The 21,710-nt window shown below is 31.6% G+C and carries 22 protein-coding genes; 14 read left to right on the plus strand and 8 right to left on the minus strand.

The features are described from left to right. Window positions 1–4 precede the first annotated feature (4 nt). Both A8975_RS04065 and A8975_RS04070 read left to right on the plus strand, forming a co-directional pair. On the plus strand, window positions 5–1,492 hold the full coding sequence (locus tag A8975_RS04065; protein ID WP_134198768.1) for an oligosaccharide flippase family protein: 1,488 nt from the start codon (window positions 5–7) through the stop codon (window positions 1,490–1,492). Next, the gene (locus A8975_RS04070; protein ID WP_243832943.1) at window positions 1,485–2,246 is read left to right on the plus strand and encodes an acyltransferase; all 762 of its coding nucleotides are present in this window, start codon (window positions 1,485–1,487) and stop codon (window positions 2,244–2,246) included. Before A8975_RS04065 ends, A8975_RS04070 begins: the two co-directional genes overlap by 8 nt. 3 nt (window positions 2,247–2,249) lie before the next feature. Here the strand turns inward: A8975_RS04070 and A8975_RS04075 are convergent, their stop codons facing one another. Together A8975_RS04075 and A8975_RS04080 are read right to left on the minus strand one after the other, a co-directional pair. Further along, window positions 2,250–2,738, minus strand: a complete 489-nt coding sequence (locus A8975_RS04075; protein ID WP_161566715.1) for a DapH/DapD/GlmU-related protein — start codon at window positions 2,736–2,738, stop codon at window positions 2,250–2,252. Window positions 2,739–2,784: 46 nt separating this feature from the next. Next, window positions 2,785–3,921 (minus strand): glycosyltransferase, encoded by a 1,137-nt coding sequence (locus tag A8975_RS04080; protein ID WP_134198770.1) that lies wholly within the window; start codon window positions 3,919–3,921, stop codon window positions 2,785–2,787. Between the two features lie 65 nt (window positions 3,922–3,986). Here A8975_RS04080 and A8975_RS04085 point away from each other — a divergent pair, with 65 nt between their 5' ends. Together A8975_RS04085 and A8975_RS04090 are read left to right on the plus strand one after the other, a co-directional pair. Further along, window positions 3,987–4,814 (plus strand): glycosyltransferase family A protein, encoded by an 828-nt coding sequence (locus A8975_RS04085; RefSeq protein ID WP_131505796.1) that lies wholly within the window; start codon window positions 3,987–3,989, stop codon window positions 4,812–4,814. Continuing rightward, a complete protein-coding gene (locus tag A8975_RS04090) occupies window positions 4,804–5,199 on the plus strand; it encodes a sugar 3,4-ketoisomerase (protein WP_129759092.1) in 396 nt (131 codons plus the stop codon). The genes A8975_RS04085 and A8975_RS04090 overlap by 11 nt, the downstream gene beginning before the upstream one ends. On the opposite strand, the gene A8975_RS04095 is transcribed toward A8975_RS04090, so the two are convergent. Both A8975_RS04095 and A8975_RS04100 read right to left on the minus strand, forming a co-directional pair. Next, window positions 5,182–6,120 (minus strand): glycosyltransferase family 2 protein, encoded by a 939-nt coding sequence (locus A8975_RS04095; protein WP_134198771.1) that lies wholly within the window; start codon window positions 6,118–6,120, stop codon window positions 5,182–5,184. The two genes, A8975_RS04090 and A8975_RS04095, sit on opposite strands and share 18 nt — an antisense overlap. Window positions 6,121–6,123: 3 nt before the next feature. Further along, window positions 6,124–7,011, minus strand: a complete 888-nt coding sequence (locus tag A8975_RS04100; protein ID WP_134198772.1) for a glycosyltransferase family 2 protein — start codon at window positions 7,009–7,011, stop codon at window positions 6,124–6,126. Between the two features lie 96 nt (window positions 7,012–7,107). Here A8975_RS04100 and A8975_RS04105 point away from each other — a divergent pair, with 96 nt between their 5' ends. Next, a complete protein-coding gene (locus A8975_RS04105; protein WP_134198773.1) occupies window positions 7,108–7,935 on the plus strand; it encodes a 2OG-Fe(II) oxygenase in 828 nt (275 codons plus the stop codon). Here A8975_RS04105 and A8975_RS04110 read toward each other — a convergent pair. The 3 genes from A8975_RS04110 to A8975_RS04120 form a co-directional block, all read right to left on the minus strand. Next, window positions 7,932–8,825, minus strand: coding sequence for a hypothetical protein (locus A8975_RS04110; RefSeq protein ID WP_134198774.1), 894 nt, complete (start codon window positions 8,823–8,825; stop codon window positions 7,932–7,934). The genes A8975_RS04105 and A8975_RS04110 overlap by 4 nt on opposite strands. A gap of 135 nt (window positions 8,826–8,960) precedes the next feature. Further along, window positions 8,961–9,647, minus strand: a complete 687-nt coding sequence (locus A8975_RS04115; RefSeq protein WP_243832944.1) for a class I SAM-dependent methyltransferase — start codon at window positions 9,645–9,647, stop codon at window positions 8,961–8,963. A gap of 43 nt (window positions 9,648–9,690) precedes the next feature. Continuing rightward, entirely contained in the window at window positions 9,691–10,374 is a 684-nt protein-coding gene (locus tag A8975_RS04120; protein WP_129759087.1) for a cell division ATP-binding protein FtsE, read from the minus strand. Window positions 10,375–10,559: 185 nt separating this feature from the next. Here A8975_RS04120 and A8975_RS04125 point away from each other — a divergent pair, with 185 nt between their 5' ends. From A8975_RS04125 to A8975_RS04155, 7 genes are all read left to right on the plus strand, one after another. Then, complete coding sequence (locus tag A8975_RS04125; RefSeq protein WP_134198776.1) at window positions 10,560–13,580, plus strand: tetratricopeptide repeat protein; 3,021 nt, start codon at window positions 10,560–10,562, stop codon at window positions 13,578–13,580. 32 nt (window positions 13,581–13,612) lie between these two features. After that, window positions 13,613–15,343 carry a TonB-dependent receptor gene (locus tag A8975_RS04130; protein ID WP_134198777.1) on the plus strand — a complete coding sequence of 577 codons (1,731 nt, stop codon included), beginning with the start codon at window positions 13,613–13,615 and terminating at the stop codon, window positions 15,341–15,343. 79 nt (window positions 15,344–15,422) lie between these two features. After that, a complete protein-coding gene (locus A8975_RS04135) occupies window positions 15,423–17,039 on the plus strand; it encodes an amidohydrolase (RefSeq protein WP_134198778.1) in 1,617 nt (538 codons plus the stop codon). 42 nt (window positions 17,040–17,081) lie between these two features. After that, window positions 17,082–17,549: a hypothetical protein gene (locus tag A8975_RS04140; RefSeq protein ID WP_131505787.1), complete on the plus strand. Its 468-nt coding sequence runs from the start codon at window positions 17,082–17,084 to the stop codon at window positions 17,547–17,549. Between the two features lie 112 nt (window positions 17,550–17,661). After that, window positions 17,662–18,261, plus strand: a complete 600-nt coding sequence (locus A8975_RS04145; RefSeq protein ID WP_131505786.1) for a hypothetical protein — start codon at window positions 17,662–17,664, stop codon at window positions 18,259–18,261. Between the two features lie 44 nt (window positions 18,262–18,305). Next, a complete protein-coding gene (locus tag A8975_RS04150; RefSeq protein ID WP_131505785.1) occupies window positions 18,306–18,830 on the plus strand; it encodes a hypothetical protein in 525 nt (174 codons plus the stop codon). A gap of 155 nt (window positions 18,831–18,985) precedes the next feature. After that, window positions 18,986–19,453, plus strand: coding sequence for a hypothetical protein (locus A8975_RS04155; protein WP_131505784.1), 468 nt, complete (start codon window positions 18,986–18,988; stop codon window positions 19,451–19,453). Window positions 19,454–19,499: 46 nt separating this feature from the next. Here the strand turns inward: A8975_RS04155 and A8975_RS04160 are convergent, their stop codons facing one another. After that, complete coding sequence (locus tag A8975_RS04160; protein WP_134198779.1) at window positions 19,500–20,195, minus strand: class I SAM-dependent methyltransferase; 696 nt, start codon at window positions 20,193–20,195, stop codon at window positions 19,500–19,502. A gap of 126 nt (window positions 20,196–20,321) precedes the next feature. On the opposite strand from A8975_RS04160, the gene A8975_RS04165 reads away from it, so the two are divergent. Then, window positions 20,322–20,816: a YkgJ family cysteine cluster protein gene (locus tag A8975_RS04165; protein WP_131505782.1), complete on the plus strand. Its 495-nt coding sequence runs from the start codon at window positions 20,322–20,324 to the stop codon at window positions 20,814–20,816. A 14-nt stretch (window positions 20,817–20,830) separates the two neighbouring features. After that, window positions 20,831–21,676 (plus strand): sterol desaturase family protein, encoded by an 846-nt coding sequence (locus A8975_RS04170; protein WP_131505781.1) that lies wholly within the window; start codon window positions 20,831–20,833, stop codon window positions 21,674–21,676. Window positions 21,677–21,710: the final 34 nt, after the last annotated feature.

The raw sequence follows: 21,710 nt of genomic DNA on the forward strand, positions 1-21,710 counted from the left end.
ACAAATGGCTAATAATGACCAATCATACAGACAAATTTTAAAGGCTACTTCGCTCTTTGGAGGAGTTCAGGTTTTTAGTATAATTATTTCAGTTATTAGGTCTAAAGCTATTGCAGTTTGGTTGGGACCATCAGGTGTTGGTATTATTGGGTTGTTAACAAACTCATTAAAAGTTATTGGAGAGTTTACCAAACTAGGTATTGATGTTACTGCTGTAAGGGAAATTTCAATTGCTAATGAGCATGAAGATACTGATAGGATACCGACAATAGTTACTTCATTAAAAAGAATTGTTTGGGTTACAGGTTTGTTTGGAATGCTGGTGACGATAATTTTGTCTCCTTTGTTAAGTAAAATTGCCTTTGGAAATTTTGAATATACTATAGCATTTATTTGGATTTCAGTCTCTTTGCTTTTTAATCAATTGTCTAGTGGTCAGTTAGCTATATTGCAGGGTTTGAGGAAGCTAAAGTATTTAGCAAAGGCTAATGTATATGGCAACTTTTTAGGATTATTAATAGCATTGCCACTTTATTACTTTTTTAGGGTTGATGCAATAGTACCTACAATTATTGTAACCTCAGTATGTGGATTGTTGTTTAGTTGGTTTTTTTCAAATAAAATAAAAATAGAAAAGAAAAACATCACTAATTCACAGGCGTTCAAAGAGGGTAAACAAATGCTAAATTTAGGTTTTATGTTAAGCCTAAGAGGGCTAATAACATTAGTAACACTTTATGCTTTACAGGTATTTATAAGCCATTTTGGAGGTGTGGATGAAGTTGGATTTTATACAGCAGGTTTTGTTATTATCAATTCTTATGTTGGTCTTATTTTCAATGCAATGCGAACGGATTATTTTCCTAGATTATCTGCTACCATCAATAATCATGAAAAAATGGGAATTGCTGTTTTTCAACAAGCCACAGTAGCGGTTTTAATTTTAACTCCAATTATAATAGTCTTTTTAACCTTAGCTCCATTTATTATAAAGGTTTTATATTCAAAAGAGTTTTTGGTTATAGAAGGTATGATAACTTGGGGAATGATGGCAACCTTGTTTCAAGCTATATCATGGTCTATGGGTTATATTATTCTAGCTAAAGGAAATTCAAAACTCTTCATTAAAACTTCGATTTTCTTTAATATGTTGTTACTGGGTTTTGGTATTATTGGTTATTATTTTGGAGGGCTTAAAGGAATAGGGATTTCTTATCTATTATATTATATAGTACATACTATAGCTATTAATATAATTCTTAATTATAAGTATCAGTTTAAAATGTTAAAAGACTTTTTTAAGCCTTTTTCAATCTGTTTTGTGTTTTGTGCTTTGGCTTTTTCTGCTCTATTATTTACAGTTGGAATATTAAAGTTTTTCTTATTAGGAGGTATAATATTAATTTCTAGTATTTTTACCTTCAATGAGCTAAATAAACGAACAAATTTTATAATGTTTATAAAGAAAAAGTTTAGTAGTGAAGATGATTAAAATTTTAAAGATTATATACTTTAATTTAAGATTAATGGTGAATAGAATAAGGTTCTTTTTCTCCATTAATTGGATTAAAACCTTATACTTTAATTTTAAAATGTTTCCTTTTGAAATAGCTAAACAATTACCTGTATATTTTTATGGAAAAGTTAAGTTTTCTAATCTAAAAGGAAAAATAAGTATTGAGGCTCCAATAAAAAGGGGAATGATAGGTTTTGGGCAAAAATTTGAAAGAATGAGTGTTTCAAAAGGTATTTCTGAACTGTTTTTGGCTGGCGAATTAGTTTTTAAAGGACATGCTCATATAGGAAAAGATTTTTTCTTTTGTGTTGATAAAGATGCGTATTGCGAGTTTGGTTTTATGGGCTGTTTAGGGTCTGATGTTAAGCTTGTATGTTCTAAAGAAATTATATTAGGTAATTGGGCTGGTATAGGGTATGAATCGCAAATAATTGATACAAATTCTCATCCTATGATGAACACAGAGACAGGTGAATACTACCCTATGAAGAACAAAATTAAAATAGGAAATCATAATTCGTTTTCAAACAGAATCTCAATAATGGGAAATACGAAAACACCAGATCACTGTGTTGTAGCTTCTAATAGTATATGTAATAAAGATTATACAAGTTTAGGGAGTTATATTCTTATTGGAGGTCAACCAGCAAAACTCATAAAAAACAACTATGCAAGAGATTGGGAGTCTGAAAAAGAAAGGCTAAAAAAGCACAAAAGAGTTAAGGAGTAAATTTTAAACGCTTTTTTTGTATTTAGCAGGATTTCCAAACCAAAGTTCATTATTAGGTACATCTTTATTTAGGTAAGAAAGTGCTCCAATAATACTATTGTCACCTATTTTTATTCCGTGTTGTAAAACACAACTAGTACCAATAAACACATTAGCTCCAATTTTAGGTCCACCAATTTGTTTTTTTTCAGTATCAAGGTTGTTAGTCATTACTTTTGGGCAAATGTATGTGTTGTCACCAATTACAACTTGTCTAGCAATAATGCTATCATACCTAATAATAACATTGTTTCCAATTGTACAATTTCCTGAGGACGAAACTCTAGAGTCTATATAGCAATTTTCACCAACAATGGTTCCATTTCTAAGCTCAACATAATTCATTATAACTGTATTGTCACCAATTACAACATCGTCTTCAATAATACAAAAAGCACCAATTTTAACATTTTTACCAATTTTTGCTTTTTTAGATATTAAGTTTAAATCCATATTGTATCGTGGTTTGTTGAGCATTCAAATCTAAGTAAAAAAAATATTAATTATTACTCCAAGCATTAGAATACTTCTTTGCTATTTTTTTATAGTCATGGTAGTCTTCAATAAAAGTTCTTGCACTCTTACTTATGATTATAATTTTTTCAGGGTTTTCGATAAGGTCAGATAAGGCATTAACGATTTGATTAACATCAGGTTTAACATTAACAGCTACTTGGTGTTTTAGGTCATAAAACTTCTCAAACTCTTTTTCGGCTCCAGTAAGCACCACCTTTCCTTTTGCCATGGCTTCAAGTGCATTGTAGCCTTGGTCGTAACCATAAACTTGATCTAGTAATATGTGGCATTCGTCATAAAGCTTAATATATTCATTGTAAGGAATACTATAAGTGGTTTTTATTTCAACCTTATCACCATATTTTTTCTCAATGATTTTTAAGGCGTCAGAAAAATATTGATTCCCTTTTTTAACAACAGCTTTTGTGTTTACACCATGAAATATTTTAATCTTATCATCAACTTTTAAAGGAGTATATTTTATTTTTTCAATATTAATAGGGTTAGGTATTAATCCTAAATAATGTTTGTTGCCTAATAATGGAATGTGGTAATCCATATCAGTTGCAATTACTCCGTTACTATTGTTGTAAATAAAATTGTGAAGTTTTGTGTAGTCTTCGTTTAGATATTGTAACTGAAATTTATAAAGCTCAAAAAGCGATTTGTCTTCTAAATAAGGACTCATAATACTGTATTCAAATTTTCCTTCCATCATATATTTCATACATTGATAGTCAATACCGCAAGACAATAAGAAGAGTTTTTTATTTTGCTTTAAAATGCGCTTTAAAAATTTGATTTCTAGTTTAGGAGTGGCTTTAATAGACGATTCATTAATAAGTTGAACCACATCAAAACCTTTTAGTTTTTTGTTGATTAAAAGTGTTTTAAAGTAGATTTCCCAAGACCCAATATCAATAGAGGTGAGTCTATAGAAACCAATTTTAATTTTTTTAAGGAATTTACTATGAAAGGAGTGGTCTAACCTAATGTCAACAGGGTAGTTTTTAAATCCGTCACCATTACCAACTAGTAATACTTCATGCCCCAAAGCGGTTAAACCTTCTTTTAAAGAATTGTGAAGTCTACTGTATTCACCAATCAATAATATTCGCATAAAAACACTACTTTTAAGGCAAAAATAAGAAATACCTTTACATAGAGGCTATTTAAACACAATCGATGACTTTACAAATTTTAATCTCAACGATGTTTAGGGAAAATCTCGATTTCCTAAAGCCAATGTTTTCCAAAAATAACCTCAAAGATTTTGACATAATTATAGTTAACCAAACTATAGAAGATAAAACTTTATCGTCGCCGTTTTCTAATGTCAAAGTCATTAATTCTTTAGAAAGAGGCTCTCCTGCAAGTCGAAATTTAGCAATAAAGAATGCGACTGCAGACGTTTGTTTGATGGCCGATGATGATATTGTTTACGAGCCCAATTTAAAGCAAACCATTATTAATGCTTATCAAGAGTGTCCTAATGCTGATATGATTTCTTTTGAGGCTATTAATGAAGATGGAAATTTATATACAAATTATTTTCCTGAGGGTATTCATAATAAAAAATCCTTAAAAAAGATTTTTACTTGGGTTATCACGTTTAAAAGAAAAGTATTTAAAGAGCATAAAGTGTTGTTTAATCACCATTTTGGAGTTGGTTCAACATTTAAAGGTGAAACAGAGTATGTGTTTTTAAGAAATGCTTTTGACAAAGGCTTACAAATGCAACATAAAGGTGTGACTATTGTAATGCATCCAAACATAAGCTCAGGAGTTTTAATGGGAAGTGATAATGCGTTTGCTGCCAAAACTGCATTGCGACAACGCTATCTAGGTAATTTAAGTTACCTTTGGTTGTTGAAATATACTTTGTATATGTGGAGATATAAGTATATTAAATTCAAAGAAATTCCACATAAATTTATAATAGGACTGCAAGCCATACAACAATATAAAAAGCTAAAAGCATCTGGTGATATAGATAGAATTTATGATAATTAAGCTTATAGACATTCCAAAAATAGAAGACCCAAGAGGAAACCTTTCAGTTATTGAAAAAAACTGTGTGCCTTTTGAGATAAAACGTGTGTATTATTTATATGATGTGCCAAGCGGAGCATATAGAGGAGGACACTCTCACAAAGAGCAATTAGAATTTTTAGTGGCCTTGAGTGGAAGTTTTGAGGTTATTTTAGATAATGGAACAGATAAACACAGAGTTATGCTTAATAAACCTAATCAAGGACTTTTGATTTCTAGTGGAGTTTGGAGAGAACTTGAGAATTTTTCATCTGGAGCAGTATGTTTGGTCTTGTCTTCTGGTGAGTTTGATGAGGCTGATTATATAAGAGATTACGATACATTTAAATTATCTAAAAATCCTTAGGTCAATAAATCGCTGTATTAAATTTCTGCATTTTAAAATTAAAATAACAATCCATTTAGGTAATGCCAATAGAAGTTTTTGGAGATTACTAATACTGTTATAGTCAATGTGTGACTTTATATCTTTTTCAAGGGCTTTTTCGCCTTCAATTTTGTACTGTAAAGCCATTGAAACCCAATTCAGGTTAATGTAGTTTTTTAAATCAATATTGTTTTTAGTAGCTTCGTCATAGGTAGAAAAATCAATGTGTTTTCTAGCGCTTAGTTTAGTTTTTGTGATTTTATTTTGAGCATTTAATAAATGTATTGCACTCACTTTGTTGTAAAAAGCAACAGGTAATTTAAGAGCAATTCTTATCCATAAATCAGTATCTTCACCAGAGTTAAGAGACTCATTAAAACATCCCACTTTTTCAAAAGTTGTTTTAGGAATCATAACTGCTGAGGTCCAAGCTATACTATTGGCTAAACTGCTTTTAAAATAATTGTCAACTATACCTTTCCAGTTGTTTTCTTGAGGTATGTTTTTATATATTGATTTTAGATTAATTCCGTTTTTACGTTTTGTGTATGCTTTAGCGTAAAGGCCACAATCAGGGAATTTTTCATAGAGTAATTTTAAATCCTCTAGATGATGACTCTTCCAGTGGTCGTCGGCATCAAGTAAAACGATAAGGTTAGATTTTGCATGCTTAATTCCATAATTTCTAGCATACGAAACACCTCTGTTTTCAATACTATAAACCGTAATTCTATCATCATTTATTTTGATTGCCTCTTCTAAACTTTTATCAGTAGAGCCATCATTCACTACAACAACTTCAAAGTTGTTATACGATTGATTAATTACACTTTTTAAGGTTTGCGCAATGTGCTTTTCCTTATTGTAAAGTGGTATTACTATTGAGAAATAGGGTGTCATAAATTATGCTAAGTATTTATAACACATATAAGATATGCGATAGGTTTGAAGCAATGTAATTGACGGGTTGTTGCTTAACAAGTTTTGTCTCATTATTTTTTTGAAAAGCTTAAAAAATAAAGCAAAAATATAATGAAGATAAAAACGTTTTAAGTTTAGAAATAGAGCAAGTAAGTTGTTATCATGTTTAATGTTTTTGTTTTCTTGGTCTAGTTTAAGTAATGTTTCAGCAGCAAGTTCTTTTTTTGTTAGATAAGTATCGCTTTTTTCAATTCCTAAATGATAGACTTCGTTATTTATGTGATAAACGCTAATGTTGTTTTCTTTAAGTAATGCACCAAAGTAGTTGTCAAAGCCATAGCCTTCATCTTTAATTTTTAAATGTATGTGATTAAAGCAAGTTTTAGTAATTAAAAAATTTGCAGAAATGATGACTTTATAAGGTGTTCTATTTCTAATTTGAGCATCGACTTCTTCATGTTTTTTTCCATATTTCCATCGCAACATGAATTGTGGCTCTGGTGTTGTTTTGTAATAAGCAAAACCACCATAAATAGCTTTGTATTCTTTGTTTAAGAACTCTAAATATTTTGAAATAAAATCATCGCTTTTTGGTAAAACATCAGCATCCAAAAATAAAAGCCATTCAAATTTGGCTTTTGAGCTTAGCAGTTGACGGGTTTTTACTCTTCCATTATTAACTTCAGAAACAATTAAATTGGTATATGGTAAGTTGTTAATTTGTAAATTTTTTTTGGTATAACTCTCTTTTGAAGCATCATCAATACAAATAATTTCAAAAGCAACATTGACTTTAGTTAATTGACTATGAAGCCTGTTCACTAAGTCAACAATGTTATAATTATATATAGGAATTAATACCGAAATCATTGATACATAAAAATAGAGTTTAAAAATACATTTTTTTAAAGCTTTAAATAAGGCTTTAACTGAAAAGGTTTAAATTGCAACTGAAAAATGTTTTTTATGGGAGTTCTAAGTACTGAGGAAATTTCAAAGCTTATTTATAATAAAATTCTTGAGGAAAAAGATGAAATAAAGAAATCCTATTTAACTTCAAAAGAGCAAATAGGGTACTTTTTTATTGATGATTTGTTACCTGAGAATTTAGTAAAAGAATGTTTTAAGGTTTTTCCTGATAAGTCTGAAATGAAATGTCTTAAGAGCATTAGAGAATATAAGTATGTGTCTGCGCAAATGAATAAGCACAATCAGCTTTTAGAAAATGTTATCTATGCGTTTCAAGACAAAAGAGTAGTTGAGTTAATTGGTGAAATTTGTGGTATAAATTCTTTATATGCAGACGAGTCTCTTTATGCAGGTGGTTTATCATTAATGGCAAAGGACAATTTTTTAAATCCGCATTTAGATAATTCTCACGATGCTGAACGTGAACGCTGGAGAGTACTTAATTTATTATATTATGTAACTCCTGATTGGGATAAAGAAAATGGTGGGCATCTTGAACTTTGGCCTAATGGACCTAAGAAAGAACCAATACTTATAGAAAGTAAATTTAACAGGTTAGCAGTTATGGCTACTCATGATTTATCATGGCATTCAGTTAATCAAGTAACTGTTGATAGAAGTAGATGTTGTATATCAAACTATTATTTTAGCGATGAGTCGTTAAAGAAGACTGATAAATTTCATGTCACAAAATTTAGAGGAAGACCAGGAGATACACTTAAAAATATTGTTTTAGATATAGATGCAAGTATGAGAATGTTTGTTAGAAAAGTATTTAAAAAAGGAATTAGAAAAAACCCTCATATTTATAAAAAAGATAATTAATCGAACTGTTTTTTATTTCCTTCAAATTTTAAATAGGGATTATCTAAAACATATGCTTTGCGGTTTCTTTTTAGTTTAGATCTGTAGTCATGGTCTAGCACATGAAAGTAATACATTTGCTTTACCCAATTGGCATTTTTAAATATGCGTTGATTTTCAAAAAAACGATGATAAGATATGTTTCTGTAAGGGTTAATATCATTAAACTCTTTTATGGCCAACAATTCACCGCATTTGTCATTGTGATGAGGCATAAAAATATCATCAAAATAAACATGTGTAAGCGGTAAAAAACTATGGGCTTTAGCAGTGAAAAGTTCTAAAACTTCTTTGGTAGAACTATAATAATCAACATCAACAGATATAAACCCGATAGGACAGTCTTCAGATAATGATTTTTTAAACGTTTCCAATGTGTCTTTTATTGGACCATAAATCAGCTTTGCTTTTCCGTTTGTTTTTTCTTCTAGTGCAGCTTTGTTCATTGGAAAATCGCCAGTGTTGTAGTATTCAGGGTGATCTCTAAAGTCGACAGGGTCAGGCATTCCAGTTCCTGTGTCGAAGCCATAAATATCAACATTAATACCTGTGGATTTTGTCACTTTTTTTGCAATTTCAATCATGTTCATTAATCCACCTCCATTAGCTACACCAAATTCAATTACAGAAATAGTGGTGAAGCCTAGTTTTTTGGCACTAATTGCAGCTTCTAAAATGCCATAGGCATATTGAGGACGTATAACTAAATCATAAGCTACTTTTTTTCTAAAAGAACCAAAAAGAAAAACAAAAAGCGCAATTAGGTTTAAATGTAATGGCTCAGATAAACGTTGTTTAAAGAGTTTATTCCATTGATGTTTTTTAGTAAGTCTTTTGGTTAAGTAACTCATGTGGATAATTATAATGTTTCAAAACTAAACAATAATTTATATTTTGATATAGAGTTTTGAAATTGAATTTCAATTAGGATAAAGTTCAATAGAAAAATCTGGATGGTTTGGTCGATTGTTTAAGTGGCTTGGTTTTTAGGATTTTGAAACAACTAAAACGGTTTCAGGTTTAAAACCATTTCTTATTGATTCACTGGAGTTTTCAAAAGTTAGTATGTCAACTTTAAAACCTACATCTTCCAGTCTTTTTACTAATCCATTTACTGAGTATACTCTAACATGATCTTCTTGTCCAAAATGCTCTTTTCTTGCCTCTTCAGTAGTGATTGAATAATCTTCATAAATAGCACCTTCTTTAAAAGGAGTTTGTATGAAAGCTTTTCCTTTGGGCTTTAAAACTCTATAAATTTCTGACATCGCCTTTTTATCATCAATAATATGTTCAAGTATATGGTAGCAAATTATAGTGTCAAACATATAATTTTTGCAAGAAATGTTGGTAATATCAAAATTATAGTCAGCAATAAACTGGTTCTCAAAATCAGAACTGTAATAGTGTATTGAAGGATTAGATTTTAATTTTCGGTATATGTTTCTTGAAGGCGAAAAATGTAACACATTACCTTTAATGGCTTTGTTTGCTTCCAGTAAGTGCCATAGCCTTCTGTTTCTTGACAAACTACCACAAAACGGACAGATTAAATCTCTGCCATTATAGTTAACAAAAGCGCTTAGGTTGTTGGAACATACATTACACTGAAATTTTTTTCCGCGATAAAACAAACCATAAAAGCGTCTAAAAACGAGCTCGTTTTTAAACAAGAACCTTTTGGGTACAATACGTTTTAGGATTTTTTTTAGGCAGTTATACACGTCTTTGCACTACTTCAAATACTTTGTTCTCATCACACTTTAAAGTTTTGCTAGGATATTTTAGCAATAAAGCATAATCGTGAGTAGCCATTAAAATAGTATTTCCGTTTTTGTTGATTTCCTGCAAAACTTCCATAACCTCAATACTGGTTTGAGGATCAAGATTTCCTGTTGGCTCGTCGGCAAGTATAAGTTCAGGATCGTTTAAAAGTGCTCTAGCAATAGCAATACGTTGTTGTTCACCACCAGAAAGCTCATGAGGGAACTTAAATCCTTTGGTTTTCATACCTACTTTATCCAGCACTTTTTCTATACGTTCTTTAATTTCGGTTTTGTCTTTCCAGCCTGTAGCTTTTAAAACAAACTCTAGGTTTCCGTTTACAGTTCTATCAGGTAACAATTTAAAATCTTGAAAAACAATACCTAGTTTTCTTCTTAAAAAAGGAATGTCTTTCTCTTTAAGTGTTCTTAAGTCAAAATCTACAATAGAACCTTCGCCTTTTGTAAGGTGCAAGTCGCCATAAAGCGTTTTCATAAAACTACTTTTTCCGCTTCCGGTTTTACCAATAAGATAAACAAAATCACCTTTAACCATTTCAAAATTCACATCGCTCAACACCATACTGTCTCCTTGGTATATAGAGACATCTTTTAATTGTAAAATAGTTTCAGACATTTAAGAGTAGTTTTTATTTAAGTGCTGTAAATGTATTATTTTAATAACACTTTTAAAAGGCTGCAATTATAAACTCCCAAATATTTTTTTTAGTATTTAATAACTTCTTTATAATTATAAATAATTTCTGGCGTTATAAATTTGATATTGATTTATCTTTGAACATCAACAAAACAACGAACTTAATGACTAATAGTAAATTAGTAGTATTAGTAAGTTTTCTAATGCTAAACGTATACATACAAGCGCAACAATCGGCAACCTATACTAACGATTTGGTAGCGTATCAAAAAGCCTTAACGCTGTATAATAACAAGCAGTACCAAGCAGCACAGTCAGCGTTTGACCAAATTAAAGATGAAACCCAAGACGAGCAGGTAGAGTCTAATTGTGCCTATTATATAGCAAATTGTGCAGTGCGTTTAAATCAGCAAAATGCCGATGATTTAATTCAAGATTTTGTAGACACTTACCCAACAAGTACAAAGCGAAACACTGCATTCTTAGATGTAGCAGATTATTATTTCGATAATGCAAAATATGCGTATGCAAGAAAATGGTACGAAAAGGTAGATGAAAACAGTATAGCGCGTTCTGAAAGAGACCGATTTAACTTTAATTACGGCTACGCTTTATATTCTACAGACAACGAAACTTCAGCCCAAAAATATTTAAATAGAGTTGTGAATTCTGAAGAATATGGCTCGCAAGCTAAGTATTATATCGGGTTTATGGCTTACGAAGGTGATGATTATGATACTGCTAACGAGTATTTTGATCAAGTAAGTGATGAAGAAAAATACAAAGAGAAACTATCGTATTACCAAGCCGATTTAAATTTCAAACTTGGAAATTTTGAAAAAGCCATTTCACTTGCTAAAGAACAACTACCAAATAGTGATGACAATGAAGTGTCTGAACTTTCAAAAATTATAGGTGAAAGTTATTTTAATTTAGAACAGTACACTGAAGCAATTCCTTATTTACAAGCCTATAAAGGCAAACGTGGAAAGTGGAATAATACAGATTACTACCAACTAGGATATGCTTATTACAAGCAAAACGATTTTGAAAAAGCCATTTCAGAATTCAATAAAATCATAGGAGGAAATAATAGTGTTGCTCAAAACGCCTATTACCATTTAGGAGAAAGCTACATTAACTTAGACAAAAAACAAGAAGCTTTAAATGCCTTTAGAAATGCCTCTCAAATGGATTTTGATTTAAAAATTCAGGAAGATGCCTGGTTAAATTATGCCAAAATAAGTTATGAAATAGGAAACCCTTATCAATCGGTTCCACAAGTTTTAACTGGTTATCTCAATAAATATCCTGATACAGGTTACAAAGAGGAAATTGAAACTCTATTGATTGACTCATACATTACTTCAAAAAATTACGAAGAAGCTCTAAAACTATTAGAAGGTAAGCGAAGTTTTGAAAACAGAGTTGCTTATCAAAAAGTAGCGTTTTACAGAGGAATTGAAGTGTATAACACTATAAATTATAACGAAGCTCGAGCACTTTTTGAAAAGTCGATTGACGAGGCTAAAGACCCAAAATTTACTGCGCGAGCTACATTTTGGAAAGCAGAAACAGATTATCATTTAACCAACTATAACGATGCTTTAGTTGGCTTAAAACGGTTTCAGCAAAGTGCAGAATCTGCTACAACACCTGAAATTGAAAACATCGACTATAATCTCGCCTATACCTATTTCAAACTTAAAAACTACAGTAAAGCTAGTGAGCATTTTCAAAAATTTATCAATACCAATAGCGATGATAAACTAAGAGTAAACGATGCTTACTTAAGGCTTGGTGATGGCTATTTTGTATCAACCGATTATAACAACGCAATTGGTTCTTACAATAAGGCTATCGAAATTAACGAGATCGAATCGGACTACCCATATTTTCAAAAAGCAATGAGTTATGGTTATGTTGGGCAAGCTTCAAAGAAAATTGAAGAGTTAGAAGCCTTCATCAATGGATATCCAAAATCGTCTTTACGAGATGACGCTATGTACGAGCTTGCAAATTCATACGTAAAAGCAAATAACACTAGCAAAGCAATGCAAATGTATGATAGGTTAAATGCTGAGTATAAAAATTCGGTATTTATCTCAAAATCCTTGTTGCGTCAAGGGTTGTCGTATTACAATGAAAATGACAACGAGCGTGCTTTGGCTAAGTTTAAACAAGTAGCAAGAGACTATCCAAATTCTGAAGAAGCAGTACAAGCAGTGTCCACTGCACGTTTAATTTATATCGATTTAGGTCGCGTAGATGAGTATGCGTCTTGGGTAAAAACACTAGATTATATTGATGTTACTGATGCCGAATTAGATAACACTACCTATTTGGCTGCTGAAAAGCAATACCTTGACAACAACGTGCAAAAAGCAGTAAAACAGTTCAATAATTATTTAAATGAATTCCCTAACGGAATGCATGCACTTAAATCTCATTTTTATTTAGCTGAATTATATACTAAACAGGATTTGCCTGAAAATGCGCGTCCACATTATGAGTATGTAGTTGCTAAACCAAGAGGCGAATATACCGAACAAGCTATTGTGAAGTTATCTGAAACCTATTTAAACACTTCTAATTGGAATAAAGCAGTTCCGTTATTAAAGCGTTTAGAAACCGAAGCCGATTATCCTCAAAACATTACCTATGCGCAATCAAACCTTATGAACGCGTACTATCAATTAGAAAACTATCAGGAAGCGGTTGCTTATGCTGAAAGAGTTTTAGAAAATTCTAAAATTGATAATAAAGTAAAAAGTGACGCTCAAATTATCATTGCGCGTTCTGCAATTAAAACAGGAGATGAGGCTAAAGCAAAATTGGCTTATGCAAAAGTTGAAAGCATAGCTACAGGAGCATTAGCTGCCGAAGCATTGTATTACAACGCATACTTTAAACACAAAGAAGGCAACTATCAGTCGTCTAATACAACGGTTCAAAAACTAGCAAAAGACTATTCTAGCTACAAATATTACAGTGCAAAAGGTTTGGTTATAATGGCAAAAAACTTTTATGCACTTAAAGATGCATTTCAAGCTACATACATTTTAGAAAGTGTTATTAAAAACTTTGCTGAGTTTGATGATGTAGTTAGTGAAGCACAAGACGAGCTTAATAAAATCAAAGCCGAAGAAGCTAAAACCAATTCATCAATTCAATCTGAAAATTAAAATCCTTGTTGATTTCAATTAAAACAATTCCTATGCAAAATCAAATAAAATATATAATCACTTTAGCATTTCTAGTAGTTGCAAGTAATGGGTTTTCACAAGAACGTGAAACGGATACTATCGATACAGATGTGGTAAATGTTGTGAAACCTTATACGCCAACAATTTCTGATGCGTTTAAAATTAAGGAAACACCAACTTTAAACGATTCAACTACTGCACAAAAAAAGGACGTTAAATACAATATTTTCTCTATTCCTGTAGCTTCAACATTTACACCTGCAAAAGGAAAAGCTGCAACAGTTGATAAAGCTAAACCTATAAAACTGTATGATAATTATGCGTCTTTAGGCTTTGGAACTTACACTACTATTTTAGGTGAAGTGTATTTAAACCATGCACTAAATAGAACAGAGCGAGTAGGTGGTTACTTAAGCCACCATTCATCACAAGGTGGTATTGATGGTTTGTTATTAGACGACAATTTTTCAAACACCAATCTTAATGCCAATTTCAGTAAGCAATTGCGTGATATGTCTTGGACTGTTGATGCAGGTTTTGGACTTCAAACCTACAATTGGTATGGATTGCCACAACCATTGTTTGATGAAACTACAGCTGATATGATTAACGAAGGGCATTCGTTTTACAATGTTCATTTTGGAGGTAAATTAAACTTTGAAGATGCTATTATCGATAACCTAAAAGTAAGGTTTAGACGTTTTGGTGACGATCAGGATTCTGGTGAAAACAGGTTTGTTGCGTCTTCTGAATTTACAGTTCCAATTAGAGGAGAAGAAATAAAAACCGAAGTAACTATCGATTATATTGGTGGCGAGTTTGATAGAAATTTCTACACCGAAGATGCTATAAAATATGGAAATATCAATTTTGGAATTGCTCCAAGCTATCAGTTAAAGCAAGATGACCTTACCGTAAACTTAGGTGTTAACTTGGTATATCTTAATGATACAGAGTTTAGCGATAACAAGTTTTACATTTTCCCAAATATTACAGCAAGCTACCGATTGGTTGATGAAATACTTATTGCTTATGGTGGAATTGAAGGCGGTTTGATACAAAACTCGTACTATGATTTTGCTAATGAAAATCCTTTTGTGTCACCTACATTGTTTATTGCGCCAACTGACCAGCAATACAATGCTTCAGTAGGTTTAAAAGGGAAATTATCCAATAGCATGAGTTATAATATTAGTGGACGTTATTTTGCTGATAGAAACAAAGCAATGTTTATGTCAAACAGTGTGTTGGGAGGAGCTACCGAAGATTATCAATATGGTAACTCGTATGGTATCGTGTATGACGACGTTAACACATTATCGGTTGCAGGAGAATTAAATGTTGATATAAATAGAAACTTTAACCTTGGTATAAAAGCCGAATATTTTAATTACAGTACTGATGCACAATCTGAAGCGTGGAACTTACCAGACATTAAAGGATCGTTGTTTTTAGATTATCAAATAGACGACAACTGGTTTGCTGGAGCAGGATTGTTTTTTGTTGGCGAAAGAAAAGACCTGTTTTATGAAGAAGGAACACTTGTACCAACAAGTCCTGTAACTGTAACTTTAGATAGCTATTTTGATGCAAACGCACATGTAGGTTATAGAGTTACTGATAGATTGTCGGTATTTGTTAAGGCAAATAATATTGCAAATAACGATTACCAGCGCTGGATGAATTTCCCAGTACAAGGCATTCAGGTGTTAGGTGGAGCTACCTATCAATTTGATTTTTAGTCAAGACATTACAAATTATAGTAAAAGCGTTCTTTTTAGAGCGCTTTTTTTATTTTTACAGTAAACTAACTATTACCAAATGAAAAATTCATACCTCCTTTTAATACTTGCTATTTGTTTGTCTTGTCAAAAGAAAGACCAAGTAGATACAATTGTTACCAATGCAAACGTCTATACTGTTGATGATAGCTTTACTAAAGCACAAGCATTTGCAATTAAAGATGGAAAGTTCATTGCAGTGGGAACCAACGCTGAGGTAAATTCTAAATATACTTCTGAAAATATTGTTGATGCTAATGGAAAGACAATTGTACCAGGATTTATTGATGCGCATTGTCACTTTTTAGGTTTAGGACTCAACGAGCAACAAGTTGACCTTGTTGGGACGACGAGTTTTGAAGACATGATGAAACGTGTTTTGGACTTCAGTAACAAAAATAACGTCGATTATATTTTAGGAAGAGGTTGGGACGAAACCGATTGGGATGACAAAACAGTACCAGACAATGTACTATTGTCTAAGCTATTTCCTGATACACCAATACTGCTAAGACGAGTAGATGGTCACTCAGCATTATGTAATGAAGCGGCTTTAAAATTGGGTAACATTACAGCAAATACTAAAGTTGATGGTGGAGAAGTTGCATTAAACAACGGAAAACCATCAGGGATTTTACTCGATAACGCACAAGCTTTGGTATTAAAACATTGGCCACAACCTACCAAAACTGAAATCACTAAAGCACTTTTAGCTGCTCAAGACATTTGTTTTGATTACGGATTGACCACAGTTGATGATGCAGGTTTAAGCAGGGAAAGCATTGAAATTATTGATAGCTTACAACAGTTAGGTGAACTCAATATGCGAGTGTATGCTATGGTGTCTGCTAAAGATACATTAGCGGTAGATTACTACTTGAAAAAAGGTATTTATAAAACCAATAAATTAAACGTAAGGTCATTTAAGGTCTATGCTGATGGTGCTTTAGGATCGCATGGTGCATTATTGCGTCAACCTTATACTGATCAACCTCAAAAATACGGACTGTTAACCACTTCAATTAACGATTTGGATGCGTTGGCACAACGTATTTCAAATTCTGAATATCAAATGAACACGCATGCTATTGGTGATTCGGCTAACCATGCAGTATTGACTATTTACAATAAAGTATTACAAAACAAACCAGACAAACGTTGGCGAGTAGAACATGCTCAGGTGGTTTCACAGCAAGATTTTGAAATGTATAAAACCATAGTGCCTTCAGTGCAACCTACACATGCTACTAGCGATATGTATTGGGCAGAACAGCGTTTGGGTAATGAACGTTTAAAAGGTGCTTATGCCTACAAACAACTATTGAATGCACATGGTAAAATTGCATTAGGAACCGATTTTCCTGTGGAGCATGTAAGTCCGTTTTTAACGTTTTATGCAGCGGTAGCAAGACAAGATGCAAAGCAATTTCCTAAAGACGGATTTCAAAAAGAAGATGCCTTAACCAGAGAAGAAGCCTTAAAAGGAATGACTATTTGGGCAGCCTACTCTAATTTTGAAGAGCACGAAAAAGGAAGCATTGAAATAGGAAAGTTTGCCGATTTTATAGTTTTGGATAAAGATATTATGACAGTTGATGTTTATGATATTCCTAACATAAAAGTAGAGCAAACCTTTGTTGATGGTGTGATACGGTAAGAGTTAGTCAGAAAGGAATATTAATAACTAGTAGTAAAACATTTGATAAAATCCCTAAACATATCGATTAGAAAGTTTTTTAACTTAAGACCTAGTTGGAAACAAGTCCAAGCAGAAGTCTATCAAAATTTAGGAATTAATCAATCACAAATATTTACTTGGAAACCACATAGAATAATCCAAATTAACTCTGAAAAGAATATTGTTACCCTTGAAACGAAAGAAGGTAAACACATTTTAGTAGAATCGGATAAAATAACAACTCAAAAGCTGACTCAAGGAATTAACGCAAACAAATTTTTAAGGAAGTATGGAACGGAATTTATTCACGAAATAAAGCATTGGAATTTCTCTTATTCTCGTATAAAGCCACCTGAATTTTATATTGACTTAAGAACCAGATTAAAACTAGAAGATCAAACGACTGAAAAGAGAAGAAAAATGTATCACAAACGAAAAATAGTTGTTTCGGAATACTTTATAAAAAAACTGATTGAAAAAACGTTTTAAAACAACGTATATAATTGCTTGTTCTTGCCTACTTCTGAAAATCCTCACGGATTTTCCGCAACAAGCCATACACAAATCAGTTGCCATTAATACTAAAAAACCAACAAATTGAATGATAAACAAATTTTTAAACGCTAAACATTGGCAGTTATTTACCTTAATGTTCGGAATTCCGATTTTATTACAAATAATTACTATGATATCAATGTTTGCGAATATTGACTCAAACGGAAACTCTAACCAAACAGGAATGCTGAATATGATGAAAATATTTCCAATTATAATGTTCCTTTATGTTGGACTGTTTTTTGGTTGGTTTTGGTCTATTGGAATTGGATTACAGAAATATATTCCAACAGACATAAATATGAAAATTAAAAAGTTTAAAATATTCTTCTTTATTCCTCTAATTTATATTCTTTTTCTTTTAGCTGTAATCGGAACTACATTTTACGGAATTTCAGCTGGAAGTAATGCTGTTGGTGGAATTATTGGGAAAATGTTATTTGTTGTTATTCCAATGCATTTATTTTCAATGTTCTGTATATTCTATTTGCTATATTTCGTTTCAAAAACAATCAAAACGACTGAATTAAAACGAATAGTAACTTTTGGTGACTTTATAGGAGAGTTTTTTATGATTTGGTTCTTTCCAATTGGAATTTGGTTTATACAACCGAGAATAAATAAAATAGTATCTTTAAAATCATAACTAACGGTTGTGCAAGACCGTTGTGCAACAATTAAAGAAACATTGTGAAAAGAATAATCTTTATATTTCTAATTTTAATTTTGTCTTGTAACGGAAATAAAAAAACGGACGAAACTGCAAACGAACAAAATACTCAATCAGAATTCAAATTAGCAAAATCTGATTATACTGTTTTAACATATCAACCTGAATGGTATTGGATGTTTAAAAATGTTGAACCTGCCGAATTATCGGAATCAGAACTAATTGATATTGAAAAAATATTAAGAATTGCTATTAAAGAAAATAACGACTCACGAAAAATTGCACTAAAAAATAATCCAAACAAAGAACTATTTGAATCACGTTATTTATTGAAAATTGATGGATTTAAAAGACAATATGTTCCAATAATCAACAATGAAGGACAAAAAGAAGTATGGATAAATCTTTTTTGTGATGAACATGGAATGGAATATTGGAAAAATGAATTATTTGAAGTTGAAGATGGTGGAAATTGTTATTATAATCTAAAAATCAATTTAGAAACGAAAAAATATTATGATTTAAGTATTAACGGATATGCATAAATGCCATTGTACAAAAACTGCTATAATTCATTTTAGTTGGGTTCATAATTGAAATCCAATCTTATTCGCTATCTTTCTGGAATAAGTCATGCACAAGACCGTTCCTCATAATAGTGGAACATCATTCTGAAAATGAATTATTAAAAACATAAAAAATGAATAAACTACTTCTGATTTTATTTCTATTCTCAATTAGCGCAACAGCACAAAAACTTGATAGAAAAGCATACTATGAATATTCTGAAGATCTTGAATTTCGAATATTTGGAATAAACAAACAAAGAATAATTGATAGAGGAAATGGATATTATACAAATAATATTGTTGCTGAAAAAGGAAGAAGGTTTATTACAATAATTTTTGAATTTAAAAATAACTCTTCCCAATCTCAAGAAATAGATTTTAATGAAATTTATATTCGTGATAACAATGGGGAATTACATAAAATTGATTTTGTTGTGATGTCTATGAAACTGACTGCAAGAACAAATAAATTAGAACAAAAACTAAAAGCCAATACAAAAAGAAAAATAGTTGCTCAATTTAGACCTTCATTTGATAAAGATGAAATTATTGACGAATTAGTAATCGGAGAAAAAATTATTAAGCTGAATTATAACTAAAACTATTGTGTGCAACAATCCACAACCGCATTTAAGATAGATTCAACTAAAATATCCTCGCCAAATAATCAAAATGCACACCTTCCATAACGAGGTCGCAGTGTAAACCCAAAGTGTCGCAAGCGGTTTTTAGTGTGTCAAAATCTAGATACAACCATTTCATAGGTTGTTCTTCTTCACCTTTATAACTTAAAAAATAGTCCAACTCACCAAAGTAATTGGCATTGGTGTCAATCCATAAACCACCATCGTCGTCTTCATACATATATGAAATATCTGAGGAGTCAATTAAAATTTGTCCGTTAGGATTTAATAACGATTTTAAATGCTTTAAATAAGTGGCAACCTGAGAAAGCTGTTGGAAAATTCCTGTGCCATTCATAAGTAATAAAATGGTGTCAAACGTTTCTGTAACATCTAAAATAGCAGTTTGCGATACATTGTTTACACCACGTTCTTGAGCTACTTTTACAGCACCTTGGGAGATGTCTATAGCTTTTACGTTAAACCCTTTCTCTTGAAGATACAAGCTATGGCTTCCAGCACCACAACCTACATCTAAAATGTGTCCTTTAGCAAGCTGCAAAGCGTGTTGCTCTAGCTTAGGCATATCTTTATAAGTCCTAAATAAATAAGGAAGCGGAAGCTCATCTTCATCTGAAATATTGGTCCAGGTTATAATATCTTCAGAATAGTTGTTATTCTGATAATCCAGTAAAGCTTTTCCAAAGATATCTTTCATAGTAATGGTTCATTGCGAATCCAAACTTTTTGTTTGGATGTGGCAATCTTTTAGTTTTAAGTTGAAATTTAAAAGATTACTTCAGTCATTCTTCCTTCGTAATGACAAAAGAGGTATTTTTACACTATGCAAGATGTTATAAATAATCTCCCAAAGCTCGCCAAAGATAAGCATAAGGAAAACAAAACCTTCTTTACCAAGCTTAAAAAAAAGCCACCAAAACAATTGGACTACATCATGCAGGAGCTACACGAAGATGAGTTTGAAAAAACCGATTGCTTGCAATGTGCCAATTGCTGTAAAACGACAGGTCCTTTGTTTACCGATAAAGATATTGATAGAATTGCAAAGCATTTTAGGTTAAAACCCTCTCAATTTATTGACCAATATTTGCGTATTGATGAGGATAACGATTATGTATTACAGAGTGTACCTTGTACGTTTTTGGATGCTGATAATTATTGTGCTATCTATGATGTAAGACCAAAGGCGTGTAGAGAGTTTCCGCATACTGACAGAAAAAAGTTTCAGCAAATTGCTAATCTTACCATGAAAAATGTAGCGATTTGTCCTGCAGCATACAATATTGTGGAGGAAATGAAAAAAAGAATTAAATTGTAAGAAAAATAGAATTGATGGAACAAATCATTAATTATTTTGAAACCATACCTTCTCTACATAGAAGTATATTGCTGGTAGGAGGTATTACCTTGTTTTGGCTTTTGGAAGGCGCAATTCCGTTGTTTCGATTTAATTATAAAAAATGGCAACATGCCTTACCTAATTTCTTTTTTACTTTAACCACTATTGTTATCAATTTCGGTTTAGCATTTTTGTTGTTAAAAACTGCCGATTGGGTTAAAAACAACGACTTTGGTATTATCAATTGGCTACCAGAAATGCCTTTATGGTTATACGCAATACTTGGTGTTATGTTGTTAGACTTTTTTGGAGCCTACTTAGCACATTTGGTTGAGCATAAAGTAAAACCTTTGTGGATGGTGCATTTAGTGCATCATACCGATCATAAAGTAGATACTACCACAGGTAACAGGCATCATCCTATTGAGAGTGTTATTCGGTTTAGTTTTACTTTGCTAGGTGTTTTTATTGTTGGTACACCAATTGCTTTGGTGTTTTTGTATCAATCGCTTTCAGTTATTTTTACACAGTTAACACATGCAAATATTAAATTACCGAGACGCGTAGATAAAGCGATAAGCTACTTTTTTGTATCTCCTGATATGCATAAAGTGCATCATCATTATGTGTTGCCTTATACAGATTCTAACTACGGAAATATCTTTTCAATTTGGGACAGACTTTTAGGAACTTATATGGAATTGGATAGAGATAAACTTGTGTATGGAGTTGATGTGTTTCCTGATGAAGCTGAAAACAGCCGAATTTCAAATTTATTGACGCAACCTTTTCAGAAGTATAAAAAACCAACAATTAAACCTTCAAATGAACAACGTTAAAAACGTATTCTGCGTATTAGTTTTACTGTTTACA

It is taken from the genome of Meridianimaribacter flavus, from assembly GCF_004366715.1.
GTDB lineage: Bacteria > Bacteroidota > Bacteroidia > Flavobacteriales > Flavobacteriaceae > Gaetbulibacter_B > Gaetbulibacter_B jejuensis.

What these genes read in the sequence shown, in the direction of transcription:
- A8975_RS04065 (WP_134198768.1), top strand. Translation starts at nt 5, where the DNA reads ATGGCTAATAATGACCAATCATACAGACAAATTTTAAAGGCTACTTCG.
- A8975_RS04070 (WP_243832943.1), top strand. Translation starts at nt 1,485, where the DNA reads ATGATTAAAATTTTAAAGATTATATACTTTAATTTAAGATTAATGGTG.
- A8975_RS04075 (WP_161566715.1), bottom strand. Translation starts at nt 2,738, where the DNA reads ATGGATTTAAACTTAATATCTAAAAAAGCAAAAATTGGTAAAAATGTT.
- A8975_RS04080 (WP_134198770.1), bottom strand. Translation starts at nt 3,921, where the DNA reads ATGCGAATATTATTGATTGGTGAATACAGTAGACTTCACAATTCTTTA.
- A8975_RS04085 (WP_131505796.1), top strand. Translation starts at nt 3,987, where the DNA reads ATGACTTTACAAATTTTAATCTCAACGATGTTTAGGGAAAATCTCGAT.
- A8975_RS04090 (WP_129759092.1), top strand. Translation starts at nt 4,804, where the DNA reads ATGATAATTAAGCTTATAGACATTCCAAAAATAGAAGACCCAAGAGGA.
- A8975_RS04095 (WP_134198771.1), bottom strand. Translation starts at nt 6,120, where the DNA reads ATGACACCCTATTTCTCAATAGTAATACCACTTTACAATAAGGAAAAG.
- A8975_RS04100 (WP_134198772.1), bottom strand. Translation starts at nt 7,011, where the DNA reads ATGATTTCGGTATTAATTCCTATATATAATTATAACATTGTTGACTTA.
- A8975_RS04105 (WP_134198773.1), top strand. Translation starts at nt 7,108, where the DNA reads ATGGGAGTTCTAAGTACTGAGGAAATTTCAAAGCTTATTTATAATAAA.
- A8975_RS04110 (WP_134198774.1), bottom strand. Translation starts at nt 8,825, where the DNA reads ATGAGTTACTTAACCAAAAGACTTACTAAAAAACATCAATGGAATAAA.
- A8975_RS04120 (WP_129759087.1), bottom strand. Translation starts at nt 10,374, where the DNA reads ATGTCTGAAACTATTTTACAATTAAAAGATGTCTCTATATACCAAGGA.
- A8975_RS04125 (WP_134198776.1), top strand. Translation starts at nt 10,560, where the DNA reads ATGACTAATAGTAAATTAGTAGTATTAGTAAGTTTTCTAATGCTAAAC.
- A8975_RS04130 (WP_134198777.1), top strand. Translation starts at nt 13,613, where the DNA reads ATGCAAAATCAAATAAAATATATAATCACTTTAGCATTTCTAGTAGTT.
- A8975_RS04135 (WP_134198778.1), top strand. Translation starts at nt 15,423, where the DNA reads ATGAAAAATTCATACCTCCTTTTAATACTTGCTATTTGTTTGTCTTGT.
- A8975_RS04145 (WP_131505786.1), top strand. Translation starts at nt 17,662, where the DNA reads ATGATAAACAAATTTTTAAACGCTAAACATTGGCAGTTATTTACCTTA.
- A8975_RS04155 (WP_131505784.1), top strand. Translation starts at nt 18,986, where the DNA reads ATGAATAAACTACTTCTGATTTTATTTCTATTCTCAATTAGCGCAACA.
- A8975_RS04160 (WP_134198779.1), bottom strand. Translation starts at nt 20,195, where the DNA reads ATGAAAGATATCTTTGGAAAAGCTTTACTGGATTATCAGAATAACAAC.
- A8975_RS04165 (WP_131505782.1), top strand. Translation starts at nt 20,322, where the DNA reads ATGCAAGATGTTATAAATAATCTCCCAAAGCTCGCCAAAGATAAGCAT.
- A8975_RS04170 (WP_131505781.1), top strand. Translation starts at nt 20,831, where the DNA reads ATGGAACAAATCATTAATTATTTTGAAACCATACCTTCTCTACATAGA.